The 22361-nt window shown below is 73.0% G+C and carries 24 protein-coding genes; 12 read left to right on the forward strand and 12 right to left on the reverse strand.

Annotated features, from left to right (window positions below; genetic code table 11):
- Positions 1-141 precede the first annotated feature (141 nt).
- Positions 142-1563 (forward strand): Cys-Gln thioester bond-forming surface protein, encoded by a 1422-nt coding sequence (locus AB0C62_RS05550; protein ID WP_362969813.1) that lies wholly within the window; start codon positions 142-144, stop codon positions 1561-1563.
- Between the two features lie 83 nt (positions 1564-1646).
- Here AB0C62_RS05550 and AB0C62_RS05555 read toward each other — a convergent pair whose 3' ends face one another.
- Positions 1647-2420 carry a YcnI family protein gene (locus AB0C62_RS05555; protein WP_362969815.1) on the reverse strand — a complete coding sequence of 258 codons (774 nt, stop codon included), beginning with the start codon at positions 2418-2420 and terminating at the stop codon, positions 1647-1649.
- A gap of 30 nt (positions 2421-2450) precedes the next feature.
- Entirely contained in the window at positions 2451-3035 is a 585-nt protein-coding gene (locus AB0C62_RS05560) for a hypothetical protein (protein WP_362969817.1), read from the reverse strand.
- 128 nt (positions 3036-3163) lie between these two features.
- On the opposite strand from AB0C62_RS05560, the gene AB0C62_RS05565 reads away from it, so the two are divergent.
- Positions 3164-4123: a D-2-hydroxyacid dehydrogenase family protein gene (locus AB0C62_RS05565; protein ID WP_362969819.1), complete on the forward strand. Its 960-nt coding sequence runs from the start codon at positions 3164-3166 to the stop codon at positions 4121-4123.
- Between the two features lie 33 nt (positions 4124-4156).
- Here AB0C62_RS05565 and AB0C62_RS05570 read toward each other — a convergent pair whose 3' ends face one another.
- Positions 4157-4822 carry a DUF2087 domain-containing protein gene (locus AB0C62_RS05570; protein ID WP_362969821.1) on the reverse strand — a complete coding sequence of 222 codons (666 nt, stop codon included), beginning with the start codon at positions 4820-4822 and terminating at the stop codon, positions 4157-4159.
- A gap of 177 nt (positions 4823-4999) precedes the next feature.
- Between AB0C62_RS05570 and AB0C62_RS05575 the strand changes: the two genes are divergently transcribed.
- Positions 5000-5284, forward strand: a complete 285-nt coding sequence (locus AB0C62_RS05575) for a chaplin (protein WP_362969823.1) — start codon at positions 5000-5002, stop codon at positions 5282-5284.
- Between the two features lie 82 nt (positions 5285-5366).
- Here AB0C62_RS05575 and AB0C62_RS05580 read toward each other — a convergent pair whose 3' ends face one another.
- The 9 genes from AB0C62_RS05580 to chpG form a co-directional block, all read right to left on the reverse strand.
- A complete protein-coding gene (locus tag AB0C62_RS05580; RefSeq protein WP_362969825.1) occupies positions 5367-6233 on the reverse strand; it encodes a tyrosinase family protein in 867 nt (288 codons plus the stop codon).
- The gene (locus tag AB0C62_RS05585; RefSeq protein ID WP_362970180.1) at positions 6217-6699 is read right to left on the reverse strand and encodes a tyrosinase family oxidase copper chaperone; all 483 of its coding nucleotides are present in this window, start codon (positions 6697-6699) and stop codon (positions 6217-6219) included. Before AB0C62_RS05585 ends, AB0C62_RS05580 begins: the two co-directional genes overlap by 17 nt.
- 220 nt (positions 6700-6919) lie before the next feature.
- A complete protein-coding gene (locus AB0C62_RS05590; RefSeq protein WP_362969827.1) occupies positions 6920-7438 on the reverse strand; it encodes a hypothetical protein in 519 nt (172 codons plus the stop codon).
- A gap of 118 nt (positions 7439-7556) precedes the next feature.
- Positions 7557-8189, reverse strand: a complete 633-nt coding sequence (locus tag AB0C62_RS05595; RefSeq protein WP_362969829.1) for a vitamin K epoxide reductase family protein — start codon at positions 8187-8189, stop codon at positions 7557-7559.
- Complete coding sequence (locus AB0C62_RS05600; RefSeq protein WP_362969831.1) at positions 8189-8686, reverse strand: DUF5949 family protein; 498 nt, start codon at positions 8684-8686, stop codon at positions 8189-8191. The genes AB0C62_RS05595 and AB0C62_RS05600 overlap by 1 nt, the downstream gene beginning before the upstream one ends.
- A gap of 164 nt (positions 8687-8850) precedes the next feature.
- Positions 8851-9090 carry a chaplin gene (locus AB0C62_RS05605; RefSeq protein WP_362970182.1) on the reverse strand — a complete coding sequence of 80 codons (240 nt, stop codon included), beginning with the start codon at positions 9088-9090 and terminating at the stop codon, positions 8851-8853.
- An 86-nt stretch (positions 9091-9176) separates the two neighbouring features.
- The gene (locus tag AB0C62_RS05610) at positions 9177-9479 is read right to left on the reverse strand and encodes a hypothetical protein (protein ID WP_358821948.1); all 303 of its coding nucleotides are present in this window, start codon (positions 9477-9479) and stop codon (positions 9177-9179) included.
- A gap of 250 nt (positions 9480-9729) precedes the next feature.
- The gene (locus AB0C62_RS05615) at positions 9730-10407 is read right to left on the reverse strand and encodes a hypothetical protein (protein WP_362969833.1); all 678 of its coding nucleotides are present in this window, start codon (positions 10405-10407) and stop codon (positions 9730-9732) included.
- Positions 10408-10635: 228 nt separating this feature from the next.
- Positions 10636-10875 carry a chaplin ChpG gene (chpG, locus tag AB0C62_RS05620; RefSeq protein WP_081217336.1) on the reverse strand — a complete coding sequence of 80 codons (240 nt, stop codon included), beginning with the start codon at positions 10873-10875 and terminating at the stop codon, positions 10636-10638.
- 314 nt (positions 10876-11189) lie between these two features.
- Here chpG and AB0C62_RS05625 point away from each other — a divergent pair, with 314 nt between their 5' ends.
- From AB0C62_RS05625 to AB0C62_RS05665, 9 genes are read left to right on the forward strand one after another with little or no spacing between them, the layout of a single operon-like run.
- Positions 11190-12359: a DUF3344 domain-containing protein gene (locus AB0C62_RS05625; RefSeq protein WP_362969835.1), complete on the forward strand. Its 1170-nt coding sequence runs from the start codon at positions 11190-11192 to the stop codon at positions 12357-12359.
- Positions 12360-12399: 40 nt separating this feature from the next.
- Positions 12400-13599 carry a glycosyltransferase gene (locus tag AB0C62_RS05630; protein ID WP_362969837.1) on the forward strand — a complete coding sequence of 400 codons (1200 nt, stop codon included), beginning with the start codon at positions 12400-12402 and terminating at the stop codon, positions 13597-13599.
- Entirely contained in the window at positions 13596-15029 is a 1434-nt protein-coding gene (locus AB0C62_RS05635) for an exopolysaccharide biosynthesis polyprenyl glycosylphosphotransferase (RefSeq protein WP_362969839.1), read from the forward strand. Before AB0C62_RS05630 ends, AB0C62_RS05635 begins: the two co-directional genes overlap by 4 nt.
- Positions 15030-15033: 4 nt before the next feature.
- Entirely contained in the window at positions 15034-16437 is a 1404-nt protein-coding gene (locus AB0C62_RS05640) for an O-antigen ligase family protein (RefSeq protein ID WP_362969841.1), read from the forward strand.
- Complete coding sequence (locus tag AB0C62_RS05645; RefSeq protein WP_362969843.1) at positions 16434-18704, forward strand: lipid II flippase MurJ; 2271 nt, start codon at positions 16434-16436, stop codon at positions 18702-18704. The genes AB0C62_RS05640 and AB0C62_RS05645 overlap by 4 nt, the downstream gene beginning before the upstream one ends.
- On the forward strand, positions 18688-19449 hold the full coding sequence (locus tag AB0C62_RS05650; protein ID WP_362969845.1) for a polysaccharide deacetylase family protein: 762 nt from the start codon (positions 18688-18690) through the stop codon (positions 19447-19449). The genes AB0C62_RS05645 and AB0C62_RS05650 overlap by 17 nt, the downstream gene beginning before the upstream one ends.
- Positions 19449-20561, forward strand: a complete 1113-nt coding sequence (locus AB0C62_RS05655) for a glycosyltransferase (protein WP_362969847.1) — start codon at positions 19449-19451, stop codon at positions 20559-20561. Before AB0C62_RS05650 ends, AB0C62_RS05655 begins: the two co-directional genes overlap by 1 nt.
- Before the next feature lie 17 nt (positions 20562-20578).
- The gene (locus AB0C62_RS05660; RefSeq protein ID WP_362969849.1) at positions 20579-21235 is read left to right on the forward strand and encodes a lipopolysaccharide biosynthesis protein; all 657 of its coding nucleotides are present in this window, start codon (positions 20579-20581) and stop codon (positions 21233-21235) included.
- Positions 21232-22359 carry a GNAT family N-acetyltransferase gene (locus tag AB0C62_RS05665; RefSeq protein WP_362969851.1) on the forward strand — a complete coding sequence of 376 codons (1128 nt, stop codon included), beginning with the start codon at positions 21232-21234 and terminating at the stop codon, positions 22357-22359. Before AB0C62_RS05660 ends, AB0C62_RS05665 begins: the two co-directional genes overlap by 4 nt.
- Positions 22360-22361 lie beyond the last annotated feature (2 nt).

The following is a 22361-nucleotide window of genomic DNA, read 5'->3' on the forward strand; positions in this document are numbered from 1 at the left end:
TCGGATCGGTTATCGGACGACATGACCGGGGAGAGCGTTGTGCCGCCTTCCTTAGGATGCCGAACACAGCTCTCGGGGCTTCTGATTCTGCTGGCGGGACCGTCCCCCCATGTCAACGGGTCCTGCACGAAGGGGAATTCTGTGCTTTCTGCGTTTTCTGCGTTGTCCGCGTGCAGGCGAGGGGCAGCCCGTCTCGCCGCCGCGACGTTGGTGTCGGGCCTCGTCGCCGCGGGAGCAGTCGCCACCGCCGGCACGGCCGTCGCCGACGAGACGCCGCAGAGCCCCGGCGGAGCGACCGCCACCCTCGGCGACCTGAAGACGTACGGGTCGGCGGTCATCCATGACCACGGCGAGGACTCCTGGGTCTCCGCCGGACTCTTCGAGATGTCCGTCGACGACGGCGGGACCCTCCAGACGTACTGCGTCGACCTGCACAACCCCACACAGCGGGACGCCAGGTACCAGGAGACCTCCTGGAGCGGCACGTCGCTGAGCGGCAACAAGGACGCGGGCAGGATCCGCTGGATCCTGCGGAACTCCTACCCGCAGGTGAACGACCTGACGGCGCTCGCCGAGAAGGCCGGCGTCGGCGGGCTCACCGAACAGGACGCGGCGGCGGGCACCCAGGTGGCCATCTGGCGGTACTCGGACGGCGCCGACGTGGACGCGGTCGACCCGAAGGCGGAGAAGCTCGCGGACTACCTGCAGAAGAACGCGCGGGACCTCCCGGAGCCCGACGCCTCGCTCACCCTGACCCCGGCCGCCGTCTCCGGTCACGCGGGTGAGCGGCTCGGCCCGGTCACGGTCCACACGGACGCGGACGGCGTGACGGTGACACCGCCCGCGGACACGGCGGCCAGCGGGGTGAAGGTCGTCGACAAGAACGGCAGGAAGGTCACCTCCGCGGCCGACGGCAGCCGTCTCTTCTTCGACATACCGAAGGACAGCGCGGACGGCTCGGCGTCGCTGACGGTGCAGGCGTCCACGAGCGTGCCGGTCGGGCGGGCCTTCGCCTCCGACTCCCGCAGCCAGACGCAGATCCTGGCGGGCTCCAGCGAGTCCACCGTCTCCGCCACGGCGACCGTGGACTGGGCGGCGAAGGGTGCGATACCCGCGCTGACCGCCGAGAAGAACTGCGCCGACGGCGGTGTGGACATCACGGCGGTCAATAAGGGCGACGAGGCGTTCACGTTCGAGCTGATGGGCGTCGAGCACACCATCGCCGCGGGTGCGGCCCAGACGATGACGGTCCCGCTCCAGGAGGACCAGGCCTACGACTTCACGATCAGCGGTCCGAGCGGCTTCGCGAAGCGGTTCAAGGGCGTGCTGGACTGCAGGACCCAGGGCGGCGCGAGCGACATCACGACCCAGACGGTCAGTGAGCCGAGCCCCGCGTCGGTGGGCGGCAACGGCACCGGGGGCAGCGACCTCGCGGAGACGGGCGGTTCCGGCGCGACGCCGGTCATCGCCGGAGTCGCCATCGCGCTCGTCGTCGTCGGCGGCGCGGCGGTCCTCGTCGTCCGCAGGAGGCAGACACCCGGGCAGGGCCCGGCGCAGGACTGAGGTCAGGGGGTACGAGACCCTCTGGACGTGGGCCGCCCCGCCGACCGGAGGCTTCCGGTCGGCGGGGCGGGTGACGCGGAGTGTCAGGGGCGGGTGTTCCGGCCGCGGGCGATGGCGAACCCGGCCGCGATCAGACCGAGGACGCCGACGACCAGGCCGGCCGTTCCGAGGGAGCGCGCGGTGGAGTCACTGGCCTTGTCGCTCGCGGTGGACTCCTCGGTGTCCTTCGGGGTCGACGCGGACGACGGCGCCGCGGAGTCGGCGTCCGAACCGGCGGCCCCGCCGGACCCGTTCGAGGCCTCGTCCGCCGCGCCCTCGGCGGTGAGCGTCAGCGCGGGAGCGGGGTTCTCCGGCTCGTCGGCACCCGCCTTCGCCTCCTCGATCCAGCGGGCGACGTTGCCGTCCGAGTAGGTCTGGAGCGTCTTGAAGCTCAGCCGGCCGGTGTCGTCGGGCAGTTGACCGAAGGCGACGTCGAAGTCCTGGAACTCGCCGTGGCGGATCCTGCCTCCGGTCCAGGTGATCTCGGAGACGGCGTCGGTGATCGTGCCGTCGTCCGTCTTCACCGGCTTCTTCAGCTTGGTGGTCGTCACCTTCGCGGTCCAGCCCGCCTGCGGGGTGACGAGAACCCCCAGGACGGGATGGTCGGTGGGCAGGAACACCTGCACCTTCGTGGTGCTCGCGGTGTCCTCCTCGTTGGGGACGCGGAAGCTCAGGACACCGTCCGTGGCGCCCTTGGCATAGCTCTCGGGGTGGACCGTCACATGCGCGGAAGCGGCGCCCGCCGCGGCCAGGACACCGGCCAGGGTGAGGGCGGTGACGGTGCCGGCGCGGCACAGGGTGGTGCTCGTCGGGGACATCTGGGGAACTCCGTACGGGAGGGGACGTGGTCAGGGCGTGGACACGAGCCCTGCCGGCGGTCCCCGGCGGGAGACGGCGTGCCGCAGCAACGCCTGGCGGAGCGGCCGCGGTTCGGCCGGGCGGCCCGCGGCATCCCCGTACGGCCGTGCGGGAGCCGGTCCCGTGCGCCCCTTCCACCAGGCGGCGAGCCCGGGCACGAAGGCGACGGCCCGGCGCAGCAGGGACCACAGGGCGGCCTCGCCGCGCCGCAGCCACCAGGTCGCGAGGAGGGCGGCGGTGACATGGGCGGCCGTGGCGTGGGGTGTCAGGGCATGGGTGTGGGCGTACGTCATGTGCGCCCCGTGCATGGTCATCGTCATCCGAGGGCGCCCGGCCCCGAACCCGAGGTGGAGTCCGGCCTGCGCGCCCAGCATGGCCCCGGCTATCCCGAGCAGCGACCGTTCCCGGCCGCACAGCGGACAGCCGAAGGCGAAGACGACGAGGAGGCCCGCGCCGACGGCGCCACGCGAGGGCGCCTGCCCGGTGGCGAGCACGTGGCCGCCGGCCGCCAGCAGCACGCAGAGCACGGCGAACACCGCCGCGCGCAGGCTCCGTACCGCTGGGGACGCACTCATGAAGCCCAGATACTGCCATGGGGAGGGAGTGACCGTAGGGCCTTCCGGATGAGCCGTCCGTCACGGACCGCCAGGCTCACCCCACGGCCGCTCGGATAGGGTCCGGCTGAGCCTGGGAGGGATCCGACATGCGACTTCGCTGTGCCGTGCTGGACGACTATCAGAGGGTGGCCACCGAGATCGCCGACTGGTCGCCGGTCGCGGACCGGGTGGAGATCACCTCCTTCGACCGGCACTTCGCCGACGAGGACGCGCTGGCCACGGCCCTCGCGGAGTTCGAGATCGTCGTCACGCTCCGCGAGCGGGTGGCCTTCCCGGCCTCGCTGCTGGCCCGGCTGCCGCGGCTGAAGCTGCTGATCGCGTCCGGGATGCGCAACAGCGTGATCGACTACGCGGCCGCCGAGGCGCACGGGGTGACCGTGTGCGGCACGCCGAGTTCCTCGACTCCTCCGGTCGAGCTGACCTGGGCGCTGCTGCTCGGCCTCGCGCGGGGCATCGTCCCCGAGCACGAGGCGGTGCGGTCGGGCGGCCCCTGGCAGAGCACCGTCGGCGCCGATCTGCACGGCCGCCGGCTCGGCCTGCTGGGGCTCGGCAAGATCGGCGCCCGGGTGGCCCAGGTGGGCCTCGCTTTCGGCATGCGCGTCGGCGCGTGGAGCCAGAACCTCACGAAGGAACGCGCCGAGGAGGTGGGGGTGGAGCTCGCGCCCTCCAAGGAGGAACTGCTGGCGGACAGCGACTTCGTCTCCGTGCATCTCGCGCTCGGGGACCGTACACGGGGCCTCGTCGGCGCCGCCGAGCTGGCTCTCCTCAAGCCGACGGCCTTTCTCGTCAACACCTCGCGCTCGGCGATCGTCGACCAGGAGGCCCTGCTCGCCGCGCTGCGCGCCGGGCGGATCGCCGGAGCGGGCATCGACGTGTTCGACGTGGAGCCGCTGCCCGCCGATCACCCGATGCGGTCGGCCCCCCGCCTGCTGGCCACCCCGCACCTCGGCTATGTGACGCGGTCCAACTACGCGACGTACTACGGCGCGGCGGTCGAGGACATCGAGGCGTATCTGGCGGGCAGTCCGGTACGCCGCCTCGGCTGACCGGACCGGCCCGTCGCCGGGCCGGTCCGCGGTTCAGGCGGCCGCCGCGGGCCGCCGGTAGAGGCCGACCCGGCGGTGCAGGTGGTGCAGGTCCACGAGGTAACGCCGGAGCGTCACATGGTCGACGGGAGCGTCCTCGCACCAGGCGCGCAGCTTCTCGTTGACCGTGCGCTCCGGATACTCGACGCCCGGCTCGAAGGTCTGCTCGGCGATGTGCCGCAGGACGACCAGCTTGCGCTCCCACTGGGCGGGCAGCCGCACGAGGCGGCCACCGCGGACGAAGGTCCGCAGCACCGTCTCGGACTGCTCGTCGCCGGAGCCGTAGCTCTCGGCGGAGGGCTTCGACGCCCGTGCGGAGCGCGCGAGTTCACGGAAGCGGTCGTAGACGACGGCGAGTCCGTCGCCGCCCTCCCCGATCACACCCTGGTCCCGCAGCCTGCGCAGCGCGGTGTTGGCTTCCTTCGGGGACAGGCCCGTCCGCTCGGTCACCTGTGCGGGGGTGGTCGCACCCAGGACGACGGCGGCGAACGCGCGGGCGCGGGACTCCTCGGCAAAGAGGCCGACCGCGCCGGAGAGATCGGCCGGCTCGACCGGTCCGGTCCGCCCGGCGGGTGCGGCAGGTGGGGCGGACGGGGCGGGTGCGGTCGCCGGGGCGGACGGCTGTTCGGCCCCCCGGTCGGTGGATCGGTCGGTCGGCATGCCCGGCAGGCTAGTTGAGCGGGTGGGGCGGACCGAAGCGAATTTCCGCCGCCCGACCGGTGCCGGTCGATGGGTGATACCCCGATGCACGCCCGTGACCAGGTGTGGGCGGACGCGTTGAAGGGGGAGTGCGGTCGCGTCCGTGCCACCGCGCTCATCGAACCAAAGGAGAACGTGATGTCTCGCATCGCGAAGGTCGCCGCAGTCGCCCTCGGCACGGGTGCCGTTGTCATCAGCGGGGCCGGTCTGGCCATGGCTGACGCGGGCGCCCAGGGCGAGGCCGTCGGCTCGCCCGGCGTCCTCTCGGGCAACGTCATCCAGGTGCCGGTCAACATCCCGGTCAACGTGTGCGGCAACACCGTCAGCGTCATCGGCCTGCTGAACCCGGCCTTCGGCAACCACTGCTCGAACGACGGCGGCCACAAGGACAAGGACCGCGGCGGCTACGGCTACGGCCACTGACCCACGCCACGCGAGAGGCCCCCGGCAGGAAGTCACTGCCGGGGGCCTCGCCGTCTTCGGCGCGCGGACGGGGGGACGACCGTCACGCGTACCGGTAGACGGCGCTGTGGTCCTCCATCGACTGCGGCGTCACGCCCCACGGGGGCATCTCCTCGGTGCGGGCGATGATCCGGCCGCGCTGGGAGTTCCCGAGACCCGGCGGGCGCTCGGGCAGGTAGCGGGCACCGCGGTGCCGCTGCTGCCAGCGCGACCACTGCAGGTCGACGAAGGCGTGGTGCAGCCAGAACACGGGGTCGTTGACGGAACCGCCGCCCAGCATGTGGCCGCCGACCCAGCGGTGGACGCGGTTGTGGTTGGCCCAGGCGGCGTTGCCGGACCCGTGCCCCCACCCCTCCAGCTTGTTGCGGAAGCCGCGCCTGGACGTGGAGTTCCAGGGCGACGTGTCGTAGACGGGGTCCTCCAGGGCGGCGTTCAGGTCGCGCGCCGTGGGCAGTTGGAGCGGCTGTCGCGGCCGGCCGAACTCCCGGGTGAGGAACTCCCCGTCCGTCACCCCCTCCTTGATGTTCCACTTGCCCTGCGCGTAGGCGAACGGCCCGGTCGTCACCTGCCGGTCCGAGCGCCGCCCGTCTCCGCCGAGCAGGTCCTTGGTCCACGGCGCGGACGTCGTCGCACGGTCCCGTGTCCAGTCCCAGTAGGGCACGCTCACCGACGGGTCCACCCGGCGCAGCGCACCCTCCAGCTCCAGCAGGAAACGCCGGTGCCAGGGCAGGAAGGACGGCGTCATGTGGGCCGCGCGCAGCCCGTCGTCGCCGTCCGCGACGTAGTAGTCGATGTGCGTGCGGACGAACTCGTCGTACTGGCCGCGGCGTTTGACCTCCAGCATCGCGGAGACGAATCGGCGCCGCTCCGCGCCGGTCAGCGTGCTGACATCCTTACGCGTGTACACCATGGTGGTGGCCGCCCCCTTCCGTGCCGCTGCCGTGCGGGGTGCCGCCGCCCCCGCCGCTCCGGTCTCCGCCCGTACCGTCCATCCCTTCCATGCCGTCCATCCCCTCCATGGATCGCAGGTGTTCGGCGGGGTCCAGTTCGTCGACGGCGGCGCGAGCGGCCTCCAGGGCCGTCGGGTACGAGACGTAGTGGTCCACCATGCTCAGATAGCCGCCGTCCGCCCGGCGCATCAGGTGCAGGGGCCGGCCGTCCACCGTGACCAGCCACTCTCCGCCGTCGAACGCGACCCGGCCCTCCGAGCCGCTCTTCCTCCCGAGCAGATGCCGGCCGCGGTACACCTCGTCGAAGGAGAGGTCGGCCGAGCGCTCGGGGCGCGAGGACCGGGAGGCGGCGACGACCGGGGCCAGTGCCACGGCGACTGCGGAGACCAGCAGGCCCCGCGTCACACCGCGCCGGGTCACCGCCATCGTGCCCGCCACGCGTTCCGCGCCCCGGCCCGGCACTCGGTCCGGTGCACGGCTCGGTCCGCGTCCCCGCAATCTGCTCGACACCCAGCTGACGAACATGCTTGTCTCCTCCACGGATTGAGGCGGATGCATCGTCTTCAGCAGGGTTCAACGACGGCGGCCCCCGATGGTTCGGGCGGCGGACCCGGGCCGGACTCCCGGGACCGCGACCACGCGGGTGTCAGGCGCCGGAGCCCGTCTCCACGTTCGCCCCCGGGACGGTCTGCAGCAGCGGCGTGAGCACGGCGGCCTGCGGCAGCTTGATGTCGGGGAGACCGAAGTGGTCGGCGTTCGGCGCGCCGAGCGGAGCCTCCAGGGACAGCCCGGGAGTCAGCGTCCGCAGGTCGGCGGCGGGCGCCGAGACCCCGAGGTGGTCGAAGCCCTCGCCGAGGATGTGCGGAAGGGGCGCCCGCAGGTCCGCCCCGGGCAGGCCGCCGGCGAGCGGCAGCTGGGGAAGGGTGTGGTCGGGCAGCATCCGGCCCTCGACGTACCGGGGCCCCTCGGGCGAGCCGGGCACCGGTACCGGCAGCTCGCCCGCGATGTGCGGCGTGCGCAGGTTGAGTGCCTGCTCGACACCGTTCAGCGGCACGGGGATGGGGACCGTGTCCGCCGCGACGGCGGGGGTCGCGGCGGCGGCACCCACCACCGCCGCCACCCCGGTCATGACGGCGGCGAGAGTTCCTCGTGTGGTCGGCTTCATCTCAGGTACGGTCCCTTTCAGGATTCGGTGGCTCTGCGTCCGTACCGCGTAACGATGCCGGGAACGCCATCAGCGAAAGATTCCCCCGACGGACGCAATAGTCGTCCGATAGGAATGATCAGCTCGTCCAGAAATCCCACCACCGGGTCAGGATCAGCATGCCGATGACGCCGATGTGCAGCACCGGAAAAACCCAGGTGAATTCCGCGAGAAATGTCTTCAGCCATTCCGGGGCGGGCAGAAAATCATGTCGTACGTTGAATGATGTGACGTACCAGAACATGATGATCGTGGCGACCCACGCCAGACAGCACCAGAGGCACAGCGAGTTGATCCGGTAGAACGACTGGAACTGGAGCCAGGTGCAGAATCCGACGCCGAACAGCATTCCGGCGTTGAGGACCAGCCAGTACCAACGGGGGAACGCGGCGCGGGCGAACAGGCTCACGCCGACGCAGGTCACCACGCCGTACGTCACCAGGCCCAGCATCGGGTTGGGGAACCCGAAGGCCGAGGCCTGGTCGCTCTTCATGATGTTGCCGCAGGACACGACCGGGTTCAGGCTGCACCCGGGCACGAAGTTCGGGTTCTCCAGCAGCTTGAACTTGTCGATCGTGATGACCCACGCGGCGAGGAGACCGGCCGCGCCCGTGATCACCAGCAGCAGGGCGAGGGCCCGGCTGCCGCCCACGGCGTGCCCGCGCGCACCGCCGCCCGCGACGCCGTCCCGCGGCCCTGCGGCGGCCGTCATCAGCCGCGCAGGCTGCGCGCGGGCAGCAGCACGTGCGCGGCGCTGAGCAGGGTGTCCTCGTCGCCAGCGAAGGCCGTCAGGTCCTCCGGCGCGACGGGCTTGCCGGGCTGGGCGACGGGCCACGCGCGGGTGGCGAACAGGAAGTAGGCGTAGCCGCGTTCGCCCACCGCCGCGAGCCACTCCGGCGGGGCGACGCACTGAGCGTTGAGGTGCGGCATCCTGACGACGGCCTGGCCGCCCTCGACGAGCAGGGTGAGCGGCAGGCTCGGGTGCTTGGACCCGTCGATGAGGGTCTCACCGACCGGGATCCCGTTGTCGGTCAGCAGCTGCCGGATGGCGGAGGCGGACCCTTCCGGGCCGGCCTCGCCGTCGCCCAGCGAGTAGGCGAGGAGATAGGGCATGTCGCCGTCGGGGGCTTCGCCGCTGAATGCCATGACGGCGAGGGTGCCGAGATCGACGGCCCGAAGAGGGCTCATTTGGCTTGAGGTTGAGGTCACCGCGGAACCTTATCGACGCATCCGTTCGGGCCCCTTCCCGATCTCACCCGCCCGGGCGATGACCGGCGGCGCGACCACACGAACGAGGGATGCGACTCGAACAGCGCGAAGGACCGATTCCACGGCTGCGGAATCGGTCCTTTCGGCGCATCGGCCGTACGACGTCAGCCGTTGACGCAGGTGTTGCCGAACGCCGGGTTCAGCAGGCCGACGACGTCGACCGTGTTGCCGCAGACGTTGACCGGAACGTGCACGGGAACCTGAATGACGTTTCCGGAGGCGACGCCCGGGGACTTGACCGCCGCACCCTCGGCACCGGCGTCGGCAGCAGCGCTGCCCGCGGCGGCACCGGCGGCCATTCCGGCGGTGGCGAAAATCAGCGCGGCCTTCTTGGCAGAGTTCATCGTCAGCCCTTTCTTCGGAGATTTGCCCACGAGCCTAAGGAAATGCCCGCGGACGTCGCGGAAAGACACGCGACGAATTCGACCGACTAGCTCTGAAGGGGAAGTCCGCCGAGCAGCTGCGAGGGGCCGCCGGCCGTGTTGAGCGCCTTCGTCGTGCCGCTCACGGTGCTGAGCAGGGAGTTCTTGTTCTCGGTGTCGAGCGCGTTCGACTGGTGCTGCAGGGGCATGACGTCCTGCACGCTGAGCGAACGCTGGCTGGTGATGGTCTCCAGGGCGCCGTTGAGGCTGGAGGGCGTGAGGTCGGAGGCTCCGGCGGCGAACGCGGGTGCGGCGGCACCGGCGACGACCAGGGACCCGGCGACTACAGCGGCGGCCTTGAGGGACTTCATCGTGTTCCTTTCTTCGGCGACTCATGTCACCAGCGGGAATTCCTCTTCGGCATTGCTAACGAGCCCCGAACCCGACGGAAACCCCGCGTGCAGAAAATTACTGCACCCCACCCGAATGACCGGCGTGTCGCATTCTCATATAAGAGGCGGGCGGACGGCGTGCGGGCACACGAAGCCGGCCGCCGTGTCGACCCGGTGAGGGTCGGCACGGCGGCCGGTGGGCGCGACGCCCGGTTCGCGGGCCGGACCGTCAGGAAACCGGCAGCGAACCCGTCGGGAGGGCGCTGGTCGGCAGCGCCGGAAGGGCCGGGAGGCCCGGCAGGTTCGGCGCCGGCAGGCCGCCGCCGAGAACGGTGGCGACGACGAAGTTGACGAGGCCGGTCACCACGGCAGTGGCCGCGGGGACGACGGAGGCGGCGTCACCCGACGTGACCGCCTTGACCAGCGAGTCGACGGCCGTCTGCAGGGCCGTCAGCGCGTCGGCCTTGACGTCCGCCGCGGCGGCCAGCGCCCGCGGGCGCTCGGCGCTCTTGGCCAGCGGGGGCACGGCCGGCAGCGCGACGGGCGGCGCGGCCGGGACGGCGGGGACGGCGGCCGGCGGCGCGACCGGAGCCGCGGCGGTGACCTTGGCGATGGCGTCCTTCGCGGCCTGGCCGAGCTTCGTCGCCTGATCGGCGGGAAGCTGGCCGTTGTCCGCCTTGAGCGCGGCGTCGACCAGGGCGGTGACCGGGGCCAGGACGCCGCCTATGTCGCCCAGGGTCTTGGTCTGCGCCAGAAGCGCGTCCGCGCCGGGTACGGGCGCCGCCGCATGGCTGTGGCCACGCGGCAGGACGCTGTCGGCGGCCATCGAGGCCGGTGCGGCGATCCCGATCAGAAGCGTGGCACAGAGTGCGGAGGTCGCGATGCGCCGTGCGGGCAGAGCACGCATGGATGTTCCCTTCGGTGGTGCGTCGGATCTTGACTCCACCGTGAAAGCAGCCATCGCTCTCTGCAACTGTTCGAATGCCCTGAGTAACTCATCGACCCCCCTAACACCGCCATCGCCGCAGGTGAGGAGCCATGCCGAGCCGCGCTGCGGGTCTCCCCCGTTCGGGGCAACGCGAACCGGCCGCCCTCCCGTCGGGGAGGGCGGCCGGCAGAAGGATCCGCGCGGACGTCAGCCGTTGACGCAGGTGTTGCCGAACGCGGGGTTCAGCAGGCCGATGACGTTCACGGTGTTGCCGCAGACGTTGACCGGGACGTGGACGGGAACCTGCAGGACGTTGCCCGACAGGACGCCCGGGGAGTGGGCGGCCGCGCCGTGCGCGTCGCTGTCGGCGGCGGCGATGCCGGCGGTGCCGGCCACGGCGGCGGCGGCAACGGAGGTCAGGGCCAGGCCCTTAGCGATACGCGACATGGAGAAATGCTCCTTGGAAGTCGACACAACATCCGGGCGGGTTGCCCGGCTCTGCATTCAACGCGCGGCGCGCACGCGGGTTGTGCCTCCAAAGGGGTGATCTCACAAACGGCCGGGCTTCACGAATCCGACACACATCCCAGGTTTCACCCATAAATACGGACAAGAGCTAGAGTCGGCCACCTCCCGAGGGCGCCTGCGACCAGACGCCGACTGGCGCCGGAAGAAAGACGGGGAGCCGGCGCGCACCGATCCCGCAGATGTCCGTCCCTCCGCTGGTCCAGAACCTTTTCCCCGAAAGGGCACCGCCGGTCATGCCTATTTCCCCGGGTCTGCTGCTGCGCCGTGCGATGGTGGGCTGCTCCGCCCTCGCCACCCTGTGGGCGCCGGCCGCCGCCGCGACCGCCGCCGGACCCGCCGCGGAGGCGGAGAACCTGGCCTTCACACAGCGGTACCACGCGCTCCAGCACGGCGGGATCGTACGGGCCGCCAACTCCTCGATCAGCTGCCGCGGTTCCGCGAAGGCCAAGCGCCCCAAGGCTCCCGTGAAGGCCGCCGGCACCAGGGGCCGGTCGACGACAGCTCCCGCCCCCCGCTCCGCGGCGGACGCGTGCTCCACCGCCCGCGCGGGCGGCCGGTCCTCCAACGGCGACTTCGACATGGTCTACATCGACGTCGACAAGGACCCGAACACCTACAACTCCAGCCGCTCCGAGGTCCGTCTGCCCAAGGGGGCGCACGTCACGTACGCGCGCCTGTACTGGGGCGGCAACCTCCGTGTCGGCGAGCAGAAGCCGCCGAAGGACAACGGCCGGGTGCTGATCGCCGAGCCCGGCGGCCAGTACAAGGAACTGCTCGCGGACAGCGTGGTCGGGCACCGGGTGGCGCACGGGGCGGACGCGTTCCAGGCCTCGGCGGACATCACCCGGCTGGTGAGGGCGAGCGGCGCGGGACTGTGGACCGTGGCCCAGGTCAACGTCGCCAAGGGCAGGACGGCCGCCGGTGCGTGGGGCGGCTGGACGCTGGTGGTGGCGTACGAGAAGAAGACGGAGCCCCTCAGACACCTGTCCGTGTGGGACGGCTTCGGGACGCTGGGCCCGGACGACGAGGAGCGGTCCGTGCCGCTGGGCCGGATGTCGCTCCCGGGGACCATCAGGGGCCGGGTGGGCCTGGTCGCGTACAACGGCGACCGCGGCAGTACGGGTGACTCGCTCGCCCTTTCGACCGGCCCTGGCGCGGCCACGGTGCTGAGCGACGCAGCCAACCCCCGTGACGATGTGCTCAATTCGACCATCAGCGAGCCCGGACCTGCGGTGACGAAGCGGGTTCCCGCGTACTCGAACACGCTCGGTTACGACTCGGATGTTCTCGAATTCGGCAAGGGGATCCGTTCCGGGGGTGACCAGTTGGCCTTCCGGATCGTTTCGCACCGGGACGCGGCCTGGGTCGGGGCACTGTTCGCCGCCGTCGACGCGAAGCAGTGACGCGCGCCCCGGCGCGCCGCCCGTGAGCAAGGAACCGCGCATGTATCTGTCAACCGACCCTCCGCCGCGTGTCCTTCATGTCACGCAGCCGGTCGACGGCGGCGTCGCCCGGGTGGTCGCCGACCTCGTCCGGGCGCAACTGGCCGCCGGAACCCGGGTGACCGTCGCCTGCCCTGACGGCAACGCCTTCGCCCGGGAGGTGCGGGAGCTCGGCGCCGACGTACGGCCTTGGCAGGCCACGCGCGCGCCGGGGCGGCTGCTGCCGCAGGAGGTGCGCCGGCTCGGCCGGGTGCTGGCGCGGGTGCGGCCCGACGTGGTGCACGCGCACAGCGCGAAAGCGGGTCTCGCGGCCCGGCTCGCCCTGCGTGGACGCGTACCGACCGTGTTCCAGCCACACGCCTGGTCGTTCGAGGCGGTCGACGGCACCGCAGCCGCGCTGGCGCTCCGGTGGGAACGGTGGGGGGCGCGTTGGGCGTCCCGGGTGGTGTGCGTGAGCGACGCGGAGCGTACGACGGGCGTACACGCCGGAGTACGCGCCCAGTGGCGGGTGATCCCCAACGGGGTCGACCCGGAGCGCTTCCGCCCCGCGCCCACGGACGCCGTACGCGCCGGGCTCCCCCAGCTCGCCGGGGTCGACCCGGCTGCCCCCCTGGTGGTGTGCGTCGGGCGGCTGTGCCGGCAGAAGGGGCAGGACGTCCTGCTGGAGGCGTGGGACGCGGTGCAGCGCCGGGTCCCCGAGGCCCGGCTGGTGCTCGTCGGGGACGGCCCGGACGCCGCCCGACTGCGGGCCGGGGCACCGCGTGACGTGCTGTTCGCCGGGGCCACCGACGATGCCGTGCCCTGGTACCAGGCCGCCGACCTCGTGGTGCTGCCGTCCCGGTGGGAGGGCATGGCGCTGGCCCCGCTGGAGGCCATGGCCTGCGGCCGTCCGGTCGTGATGACGGACGTGGACGGCGCACGGGAAAGCCTTCCGGCCGCCCACGACCCCCGCTGCCTGGTCCCCGCGCGGGAGCCGGAGCCGCTCGCCGAGTCGATCGGCGCACTGCTGGCCGAACCGGAGCTGCGCGAGTCGCTCGGTCACCAAGGGCGCCGTCATGTACTGACCACGCACGACGTGCGCCTCACGGCCGACGCGGTCGCGGGGGTGTACCGCGAACTGCTGGCCGGCGTACCGGCGCAGCACGCCGGGAGCGCCACGTGCGGGGACCACACCGAGTGCAGGGAGTCCATCCACTCGTGACTGCGGAAAGCACCGTTCCCTCCCCCGGCGGACAGCCCTGGGAGTACGGATTCTCGCCCGTCTCGGTCATCCCTCCACGCGAGGCCGACGGCGGCTTCAGATTTCCGGCCGGCCGGCGGACGGCGGCCCGGCGTGCCGCCTGGGCGCCGCTGGTCGCCGTGGACGCCGTCGCGGCCCTGGCGACCGGGCAGGCGCTCACGGAGAGCCGGCACCCGCTCTTCGTCGTCGCTCTGCTGGTCGGTGTGGTCGCTCTGAACACGCGGGCGTCGCTGTACCGTCCGGCGCCCGTACCGGTCCTCCTCGACGAACTGCCCACCCTGTGCGCGCGGATCGCGGTCACCTGGTGCACGCTCGCCGCGCTGGTCGCCGCGTTCGTCCCGGACGCCGCGCTGTCCGCGCGGACGCTCGCCCTGGGCTGCGCGGCGCAGTCGGCGATCAGCTGTGCGGGCCGCGGCACGGTGCACTGGCGCCGCCGCCGGGCCCTCGTCCTGCACCCGGGCGCGGCCCTGGTCGTCGGCCCCGCCGCGACGGCGCAGCGCGTGGCGGCGGCCTTCCTGCGCCACCCGAACTGCGGGGTCCGGCCGGTCGGTGTCGTCGCCGACCAGCCGGCCGGCGTCGAGGGCCTGCCGGTCCTGACGACCGGTGAGGAGGTGCAGCGGGCCCTCATCCAGAACGGCGTGCGGTCCGTGCTCGTGGTCGAGCCGGCCGCCGAACGCGCCCCGATGCTGCGGGCCTTGGCGGAGGCGGGCTGTGAGCTGTGGGAGGTCGACGCGGACTCCCCGTCGTACGAGCGGGACGGGCGGCACACGCTGGCCGGCTTCGCCTGCCGCCGGCTCTCCATGACGCTGCGGCGCTCCAGTGTCGGCAAGCGCCTGCTGGACGTCGCCGTCTCCGGGACGCTGCTGCTGCTGGTCAGTCCGCTGCTGCTGCTGTGCGCGGTGGTTCTGCGGCTGAGCGACGGGCCGGGTGTGGTGTTCCGGCAGGAGCGCATCGGCAAGGACGGCCGGCCTTTCACCCTGCTGAAGTTCCGCACCCACCGCCCGGTCGACGCGCACGAGGCGGCGACCCGCTGGAGCGTGGCCAACGAGCTGAAGATGAGCCCGTTCTGCCACTTCCTGCGGCGCACCTCGCTCGACGAGCTGCTCCAGCTGTGGAACGTCTTCTGGGGCGACATGAGCCTGGTCGGGCCGCGCCCCGAACGCCCGTACTTCGTAGCAAAGTTCAGCCAGACCTACCCCGGTTACGCGGCACGGCACCGGATGCGGACCGGCATCACCGGGCTCGCCCAGGTGCACGGGCTGCGCGGCGACACCTCGATCGAGGACCGCTGCCGCTTCGACAACGCCTACATCGACAACTGGTCGCTGTGGCAGGACGTCTGCATCCTGCTGCGTACGGCCGCCGCGCTCGTCCGTCCGACGGGGAGCTGAGTCGATGAGCGACGCCCTGCCCGTCACCCCCCTGGACAGCGTGATCTCGGTCCTTCGGCGGGCGCTGCCGGTGCTGCCGGTCGTCGTCGTGATCGCCCTGCTCGGCCTGCCGGTCGCACCCGGCGGCGAGGGCGGGGCGAACATCGCGGACGCCATGTCCGGTGTGGTCGTGGTGAGTTGCGCGATCCGTCTCGTACGGGCCCGGCGGCGGCCGCTGTCCGCGACCGCCGCGCTGGTCCTCGGGCTCCCCGTGGTCGGCATCGCGGTCGCGGCGGCCGGGGCGGCGGACCCGGGGGCCGGGATCACCGGCCTCGCCCGCTACCTCCAGGTCTTCGTGCTGGTCCCCGCCGCCGTGCTCCTCTCGGTGCGCGACCGGCGCGACTTCCGGCTGCTGGCCTGGTCGTTCGTCGGCCTGGCGCTGTGGCAGGGAGCGGTCGGCGTGCAGCAGTACGTCACCGGGACCGGAGCCTCGTACCAGGGCGAGGACGTGCGTGCGGTCGGCACGTTCGGGCCGACGGACGTGATGGGGATGGCGACGGTCGTCGCGTTCGGGCTGGTGTGCGCGGTGGCGCTGGCCCTCGGGACGAGTGCGGCCCGCCAGCGCGCGGTCGCCACGGCGTGCGCGCTGGTCCTGCTGCTGCCGCTCGCCCTGTCGTTCAGCCGGGGTGCCTGGATCGCCACGACCGTGGCCTGCGGAGCGCAGCTGGTCCTCGCGGGTCTGCGGCGCGCGGCGAAGGTGGGCGCGGTGGTTCTCGCCACCGGGGTGATCCTGGTGGGCGGCCTCGGGGTCGGCACCGCGATGCTCCAGGAGCGCATCGCGAGCATCACGCAGGTCACCGACGCGCCGGACCAGTCGGTCGTCGACCGGTACACGATGTGGGCCGCCGCCACCGACATGTGGAGCGAACACCCGCTCACGGGCGTCGGGTTGAAGGGCTTCCCCGACAACCGTGACGGCCACGCCTCGCTCGCGCTCTCCGCGGGCAGCGACATCGCGGGCGCGGGCGCCGCCTTCCACAAGCAGGCGCTGCTCTCGCCGCACAACATGTACCTCCTCGTCCTGAGCGAGCAGGGCCTCATCGGGCTGCTCGCGCTCGGAGGCAGTTGGCTCGCGCTCCTCGTGTGCGCGCTGCGCGGGCTCGTCCGGGTACGCCGCACGCCCTCGGGGAACCCGTCCGCCGGGACCCGGATCCCGGCGGGCACGGACTGCGCGCTCGTCGCGTGCGGTCTGCTCATCTGGCAGTTGACCGACTTCGTGTACGCCGACATCGGCGGCCCCTCCACGGTGCTGACCGCCGTCGTGTTCGGCCTCATCGGCTGGTGGGCGCTGGTCGACCCGGCGACCCCGGCCGGCCCGGAGGCCACGGTCGCGGCCCCCTCCGTACCCGAGGAGGCCACGGCGCGATGACGGTCACGCCGCCCAGGGCGGGGGAAGACGCGGACACGGACGCGAACGAGGGCGCGAACACGGGGGCAGCACAGGACACGAGCAGCGGCGGGAGTGCCCCGCCGGTCACGGTCGTCGAACCGGGCAACGAACCGACCACCGCGAGCGGGGCGGCCTACCCGGCCGCGACCCGGACGGCGACCGGCACGGCAGCGGAGTTCCGAGCAGCAACGGAGGCGGACGCGTCCGAAGGCCCCGGCTCAGCAGCGGAGTTCGGGACTGCCGCGCGCCTCGGCACAGGGCCGGAGTTCGGATCATCGGCGGAGCCCGCGGCGACCGCGGCGGGCCCATGCCTCGGCGCAGCCGCGGAGTTCGGGTCCGCCTCGCGTCGGGGCGGGGAGTCCGAGGCCGCGGCGGGAGGCGGCGCGGTGCCGGGCGGTGTCCCGGGCGGCCCCAGCGGCCGGACGTCGGCGGGCAGCGGAAGCGGACACGGCTTCGGCAGCGGCAGCCGCGGCGGCGGCATCGGGGCCACGGCCGGCACGGCGGGACGGTCCGGGAGCGGCACCCCGGCGGACGACCCGTTCGGTCAGGGCGGCCGGCCCGCGCCGGACACCGCCCCCGCTCCGGAACCCCTCCCGCTCCCCAACGCCCGCACCGCTCCCCCCGCCTTAACGGGACCCGGCGACCCCGCCGACCCCCCGAGCGCCCGGAACAAGGAGGCCCGGTCCGAAGCGGCCGCCTCCAACCGGTTCCTCGCGAAGGCCGCGCTCGTCACCGTCGCGCTCTCGATCGCCGGAGCCGTCCTCGGCCTCGGCCGGGACCAGGCGCTCGCCCACCTGTTCGGAGCCGGGTCGGACACGGACGCGTTCCTGGTCGCGTGGACGGTCCCGGAGTTCGCGGCGACGCTGCTGATCGAGGACGGACTGGCCTTCGTACTGGTCCCGTTGTTCAGCGTGGCCGTCGCCCGGCGGGCGCGGGGGGACGCGGGAGATCCCGTACGGGCCCTGGTCGCCGCCACGCTGCCACGGCTGACGCTCGCCTTCGCGGCGGTCGGCGCGCTGCTGATCGCCGGAGCCCCCTACCTCGTCGAGGCGCTCGCGCCCGGCCTGCCCGACCCCCGGCTCGCGGTGGACTGCACCCGGCTGACCGCGACCTGCGTGTTCTCCTTCGGACTCGCCGGATACTGCAGCGCTGCCCTGCGGGCGCACCGCCGGTTCGTCGCTCCGGCGGCGATCTACGTGGCGTACAACGCCGGGATCATCGCGGCGATGTTCGTGCTCGGCAGCCGCTGGGGGGTGCGGTCCGCGGCCCTCGGGGTCGCGGTCGGCGGCGCCCTGATGGTGGTGGCGCAACTCCCCTCGGTGGGGCGGCAGTGGCGGCGCAAGGAGTCGGCGGGCGAACTCCTGGAGAGCGAGCCGGCCCGCCCGATGGACCTGACGCTCGTCAGCACGGTGCTGCTCTTCGCGCTCTGCCGGCAGTCCCAGGTCCTCGTCGAACGCTTCCTCGCCTCCTCGCTGCCCGCCGGGGCCATCTCGCATCTGAACTACGCGCAGAAGGTGGCGCAGATGCCCATGGTCCTCTCGCTGATGCTGTGCACGGTCACCTTCCCGGTGGTCGCGCAGGCGATCGCCGAGGGGGACACGGAGCGGGCCCGCGACCGGGTGGAGCGCGATCTGGCGCTCGTGTCCTGCACGGTGCTGCTGGGCGCGGCGGCGGTCGCCGCGTGCGCCCCGCAGATCATCCAGCTCCTCTTCCAGCGGGGCGCGTTCACCGCCGCGGACACGGCCGCCACGGCGTCGGTCATGCGCGTGTACGCGCTCGGGCTGCTCGGCCACACCCTGGTCGGCGCGCTCGTGCGGTCGTACTTCTCCTCGGGGCGGCCCACCTGGTACCCGCTGTTCGCGATGACCGCCGGGATCATCGCGACCTCCTGGATCGGCGTCCTGGCCGTCGGCCCGTGGGGGGTGTGCGGCATCGCCGCCGCCAACGCCACCGGCATCACCCTCAGCGCCGTGCTCCTGCTGTACGGCACCGGGCCGCGCAGTGTGCCGATCCGCACCCGCCGGGTGCTGACCGAGATCGGCAAACCGCTGCGGGCCGCGCTGGTCGCCGCGGTGGCCGGGGGTCTGTGCGCGAGCCGCCCGGACTCCCCGCTGCTCGGCCTCGTCCTCGGCGGCACGGTCGTGACCGTCGTCTTCGCCCTGCTGGCCTGGATCCTCCGGGTCGAGGGGTTCGCACCCGCACTCCGTTCCGTCACACGAAGGGTTCCGCATGCCCGTTTCCGCTGACAGCAGCAGACGTACCGGCACGAGCTCCCTCGACGCACCGCCCTGGGTGGCGATGTACCACTCCGTCGGGGACTGCTCCGACGACCCGTACCGCATCACGGTCTCCCCGGACCGCCTCGACCAGCAGCTGAGCTGGCTGCGCCGCCGCGGGCTGCGCGGGGTGGGGATGACGGACCTGCTCGCCGCCCGCGCCCGCGGTGAGGCCCGTGACCTGGTGGGCCTCACCTTCGACGACGGGTACGCGGACTTCGTCGACGCGGCGCTCCCCCTGCTGCACCGGTACGGCTTCGGCGCCACGCTCTTCGTGCTGCCCGGGCGGCTCGGCGGCGAGAACGCCTGGGATCCGCTGGGCCCCCGCAAGCCGTTGCTGTCGAAGCAGGGCATCCGGCTGGCGGCCGCCTCCGAGGGCGTCGAGGTCGGCTCCCACGGCCTGACCCACGTCGACCTGACGAAGGCCGACGACACGGTGCTGCACGCCGAGGTCGCGGAGAGCAGAGCGGTGCTCTCCGAGTTGATCGGTGCTCCGGTCGAGGGCTTCTGCTACCCCTACGGGACCATCGACGAGCGGGTGATCCACGCCGTCCGCGACGCCGGGTACGGCTACGGGTGCGCCATCGACCCCGGCCCGCTGACCGGCCCGCACGCCCTCCCCCGCGTCCACGTCGGCGAGAACGACACCCCCGTACGCATGCTCCTGAAGCACAAGCTGCACCGTCTGCGCCGGCGCCCTGTCGAGGGGGTCTGATGAAGGCGCTGCACATCATCACCGGTCTCGGGGTCGGCGGCGCCGAGCAGCAACTGCGGCTGCTGCTCCGACACCTGCCCGTCGAGTGCGACGTCGTGACGCTCACCAACCCGGGTGCCGTCGCCACCGGCCTCACCGACGACGGTGTGCGCGTGATCGACCTCGGCATGACCGGCAACCGTGACCTCGGGGCGCTCCCCCGGCTGGTGAAGGTGATCCGCGCGGGCCGCTACGACCTCGTGCACACCCACCTCTACCGGGCCTGCGTCTACGGCAGGCTCGCCGCGCGGCTGGCCGGGGTGAAGGCCGTCGTGGCCACCGAACACTCCCTCGGCGACTCCCAGATGGAGGGGCGCCGGCTCAGCTCCGGCGTCCGCGCCCTCTATCTGGCCAGTGAGCGGCTCGGCCGCTCCACCGTCGCCGTGTCCCCCACGGTCGCCGACCGGCTGCGCCGCTGGGGCGTGCCCGGGCCGCGCATCGAGGTCGTGCCGAACGGCGTCGACGTCGCCCGTTTCCGCTTCGACCCGGTGCTGCGCGAACGCACCCGCCGCCGGCTCGGGCTGCCGGAGGGCGCGTTCGTCGTCGGCGGGGTCGGGCGCCTCGCGGCGGGCAAGCGGTTCGACGTGCTGATCCGTGCGCTGGCCGAACTGCCCGGCGACTGCTGGCTGCTGCTCGTCGGCGGCGGCACGGAGGAGAGCGTGCTGCGGCGCGCCGCGCACGACGCCGGGGTGGCGGACCGGGTGCTGTTCACCGGCGAGCGCCCCACCGGCGGCTCCCCCGGCGCCGACCTGCCGTCGCTGATAGGAGCCATGGACGTCCTCGCCTCGCCCAGTCCCGAGGAGGCGTTCGGGCTGGCCGTGGTGGAGGCGATGGCGGCCGGACTGCCGGTGCTGTACGTCTCCTGCCCGGCCGTCGAGGACCTGCCGCCCGAAGCGGCCCGCGGCGCCGTGCGGGTCGGGGGCGGCACGGACTCGTTCGTCCGCGCCCTGGCCCGCGTCCGTACGGAGGGCCCGGCCCCCCGCGCGGCCGCGGACGCCGCCCACCACTACTGCATCACCCGCAGCGCCGCACGGCTCATGGACGTGTACGCGGCCGCTGTCTCGCGCACCTGAACTGGAGTGAGTTCCTCATGTCCGAAAACCTCACCAGGGGCCACCGTTCCGCGGGAACGGGCCTCGCCCGGGCGAAATCCATGCCGCCGTGGTCGCTGCTCGCCGCCGGAGCCGTGCTCGGTGGCCTGCTCGGCGGCGCGTACGGCGTGGTGAAGACCCCGACCTACACGGCGACGAGTTACGTCATCGCCGTGCCGACCGACAAGGGCGACCCGTCGGCCGCGCTCGGCTTCGCCCAGGCGTACGGCCGGGTCGCGACCCAGCTCGCGGTCCTCGGCGACGCGCAGGTGTGGGCCGGTGTCCCCGTCAGGACGCTGCAGGCGGACGTGCGGACGGCGACCTCGCCGGACGCCCCGATGGTCGCCGTCTCGGCGACCTCCTCGCGCCCCGACCGCGCCGCCGACATGGCCAACGCGGTCACACGCTCGCTGACCCAGCACGCCAACGACAGCCAGAAGGACACGCACGTCCAGCTCCTGTCGTTCTCCCGCGCGGTGAAGCCGGCCTCGGCGTCCTCCGCGTCGGCGACGGTGACCGGGCTGGTCGGCGCGAGCGCGGGCGGCCTGCTCGGCGGTCTCGTGCTGCTGGTCCGCCCCCGCAGGTCCGCCGACGCGGCCCGGCCGGCCTCCGTGCCGAGCCCCGCCACCGCCGCCGACGTGCACGGAGCGCTGTGACCGAGACGCTCCGGACCGAGGTACGGAGGACCGCGCGAGCGGAACTCATCACCGACGAGCGGGAGTTCGCGGAACTGGGGCCCGCCTGGGATCGCCTGTACCGCCGGTGCGGCGCCGTCACCGCGTTCCAGAGCCACGCCTGGCTGCACTCGTGGTGGCTGTCGTACGGGACACCGGGCCGGCTGCGTCTGGTGGTCGTCCGCGAGGACGGTGAGCTGCGGGCGGCCGCACCCCTGATGCTGGTCCGCCGCCCGCTGCCCGCCCTCGTGCCGCTCGGCGGGGCCATCTCCGACTACGCGGACGTGCTCCTCGACGACGAGCAGGCCGACCGGTGGGCGGCGACACTCACCGACGGTCTGTCGGCCGCCGCCCGCACCGCGCTCATCGACTTCCGCGAGGTCCGTCCCGGCGGGGCGGTGGAGCGGATCTACGAGCGCTGGCGCGGTCCGCGCCGCCGGGTGGGCGACTCGCTGTGCCTGGAGCTGCCCGCCGCCTCGATGGAGGAGCTGGTGGGCCGGCTGCCCTCGGCCAAGGCCCAGCGCGTCCGGGCGAAGCTGCGCAAGCTCACCGCGCTGGGGGTCGAGCAGCGGGTCGTCGGCCTCGCCGAGGTCGACGCGGCGCTGCGCCGGCTGCTCGAGCTGCACCGGTTGCAGTGGCAGGGCAGGAAGGTGACGACCGAGCACCTCCAGGAGCGGTTCGCCGAGCATCTGGTCCGCTCGGTGGTCCCGATGGTGCGTTCCGGGGACGCGGTGGTCACCGAGTTCCGCCTCGACGGCATGGTGGTCGCCGTGGACCTGACGCTGTTGTCGCCGCGCCTGGCGGGCGGCTATCTGTACGGCGCCCATCCACGGCTGCGCGAACGCAAGGCGGACGTCGCGGTGATGCTGTTGAACGCGTGCTCCCGGCACACCGAGACGGGAGTCCGCGGGACCCTGAGCCTGTTGCGCGGCGACGAACCGTACAAACGCCACTGGCGTCCGGAGCCGGTCGTCAACCAGCGGCTGCTCCTCGCCCGCGGGTTCACCGCACCGCTGATGTCGGCGGTCGTCTGCGACGTCGCCGCGCGCCGGCGGGGCAAGGAGCTGCTGCGCAGTTGGAGGGAACGCGGTGGCGGCAGGCCCTGAAC

The organism is Streptomyces sp. NPDC048643 (genome assembly GCF_040650615.1).
Taxonomy (GTDB): domain Bacteria; phylum Actinomycetota; class Actinomycetes; order Streptomycetales; family Streptomycetaceae; genus Streptomyces.

Excerpts from the sequence above, each read along its gene's own strand:
- AB0C62_RS05565 (WP_362969819.1), top strand. The coding sequence starts at position 3,164 with ATGCGACTTCGCTGTGCCGTGCTGGACGACTATCAGAGGGTGGCCACC.
- AB0C62_RS05560 (WP_362969817.1), bottom strand. The coding sequence starts at position 3,035 with ATGAGTGCGTCCCCAGCGGTACGGAGCCTGCGCGCGGCGGTGTTCGCC.
- AB0C62_RS05615 (WP_362969833.1), bottom strand. The coding sequence starts at position 10,407 with ATGCGTGCTCTGCCCGCACGGCGCATCGCGACCTCCGCACTCTGTGCC.
- AB0C62_RS05555 (WP_362969815.1), bottom strand. The coding sequence starts at position 2,420 with ATGTCCCCGACGAGCACCACCCTGTGCCGCGCCGGCACCGTCACCGCC.
- AB0C62_RS05645 (WP_362969843.1), top strand. The coding sequence starts at position 16,434 with ATGACGGTCACGCCGCCCAGGGCGGGGGAAGACGCGGACACGGACGCG.
- AB0C62_RS05655 (WP_362969847.1), top strand. The coding sequence starts at position 19,449 with ATGAAGGCGCTGCACATCATCACCGGTCTCGGGGTCGGCGGCGCCGAG.
- AB0C62_RS05575 (WP_362969823.1), top strand. The coding sequence starts at position 5,000 with ATGTCTCGCATCGCGAAGGTCGCCGCAGTCGCCCTCGGCACGGGTGCC.
- AB0C62_RS05625 (WP_362969835.1), top strand. The coding sequence starts at position 11,190 with ATGCCTATTTCCCCGGGTCTGCTGCTGCGCCGTGCGATGGTGGGCTGC.
- AB0C62_RS05660 (WP_362969849.1), top strand. The coding sequence starts at position 20,579 with ATGTCCGAAAACCTCACCAGGGGCCACCGTTCCGCGGGAACGGGCCTC.
- AB0C62_RS05605 (WP_362970182.1), bottom strand. The coding sequence starts at position 9,090 with ATGAACTCTGCCAAGAAGGCCGCGCTGATTTTCGCCACCGCCGGAATG.
- AB0C62_RS05580 (WP_362969825.1), bottom strand. The coding sequence starts at position 6,233 with ATGGTGTACACGCGTAAGGATGTCAGCACGCTGACCGGCGCGGAGCGG.
- AB0C62_RS05650 (WP_362969845.1), top strand. The coding sequence starts at position 18,688 with ATGCCCGTTTCCGCTGACAGCAGCAGACGTACCGGCACGAGCTCCCTC.
- AB0C62_RS05595 (WP_362969829.1), bottom strand. The coding sequence starts at position 8,189 with ATGACGGCCGCCGCAGGGCCGCGGGACGGCGTCGCGGGCGGCGGTGCG.
- AB0C62_RS05610 (WP_358821948.1), bottom strand. The coding sequence starts at position 9,479 with ATGAAGTCCCTCAAGGCCGCCGCTGTAGTCGCCGGGTCCCTGGTCGTC.
- AB0C62_RS05640 (WP_362969841.1), top strand. The coding sequence starts at position 15,034 with ATGAGCGACGCCCTGCCCGTCACCCCCCTGGACAGCGTGATCTCGGTC.
- AB0C62_RS05630 (WP_362969837.1), top strand. The coding sequence starts at position 12,400 with ATGTATCTGTCAACCGACCCTCCGCCGCGTGTCCTTCATGTCACGCAG.
- AB0C62_RS05570 (WP_362969821.1), bottom strand. The coding sequence starts at position 4,822 with ATGCCGACCGACCGATCCACCGACCGGGGGGCCGAACAGCCGTCCGCC.
- chpG (WP_081217336.1), bottom strand. The coding sequence starts at position 10,875 with ATGTCGCGTATCGCTAAGGGCCTGGCCCTGACCTCCGTTGCCGCCGCC.
- AB0C62_RS05585 (WP_362970180.1), bottom strand. The coding sequence starts at position 6,699 with ATGGCGGTGACCCGGCGCGGTGTGACGCGGGGCCTGCTGGTCTCCGCA.
- AB0C62_RS05590 (WP_362969827.1), bottom strand. The coding sequence starts at position 7,438 with ATGAAGCCGACCACACGAGGAACTCTCGCCGCCGTCATGACCGGGGTG.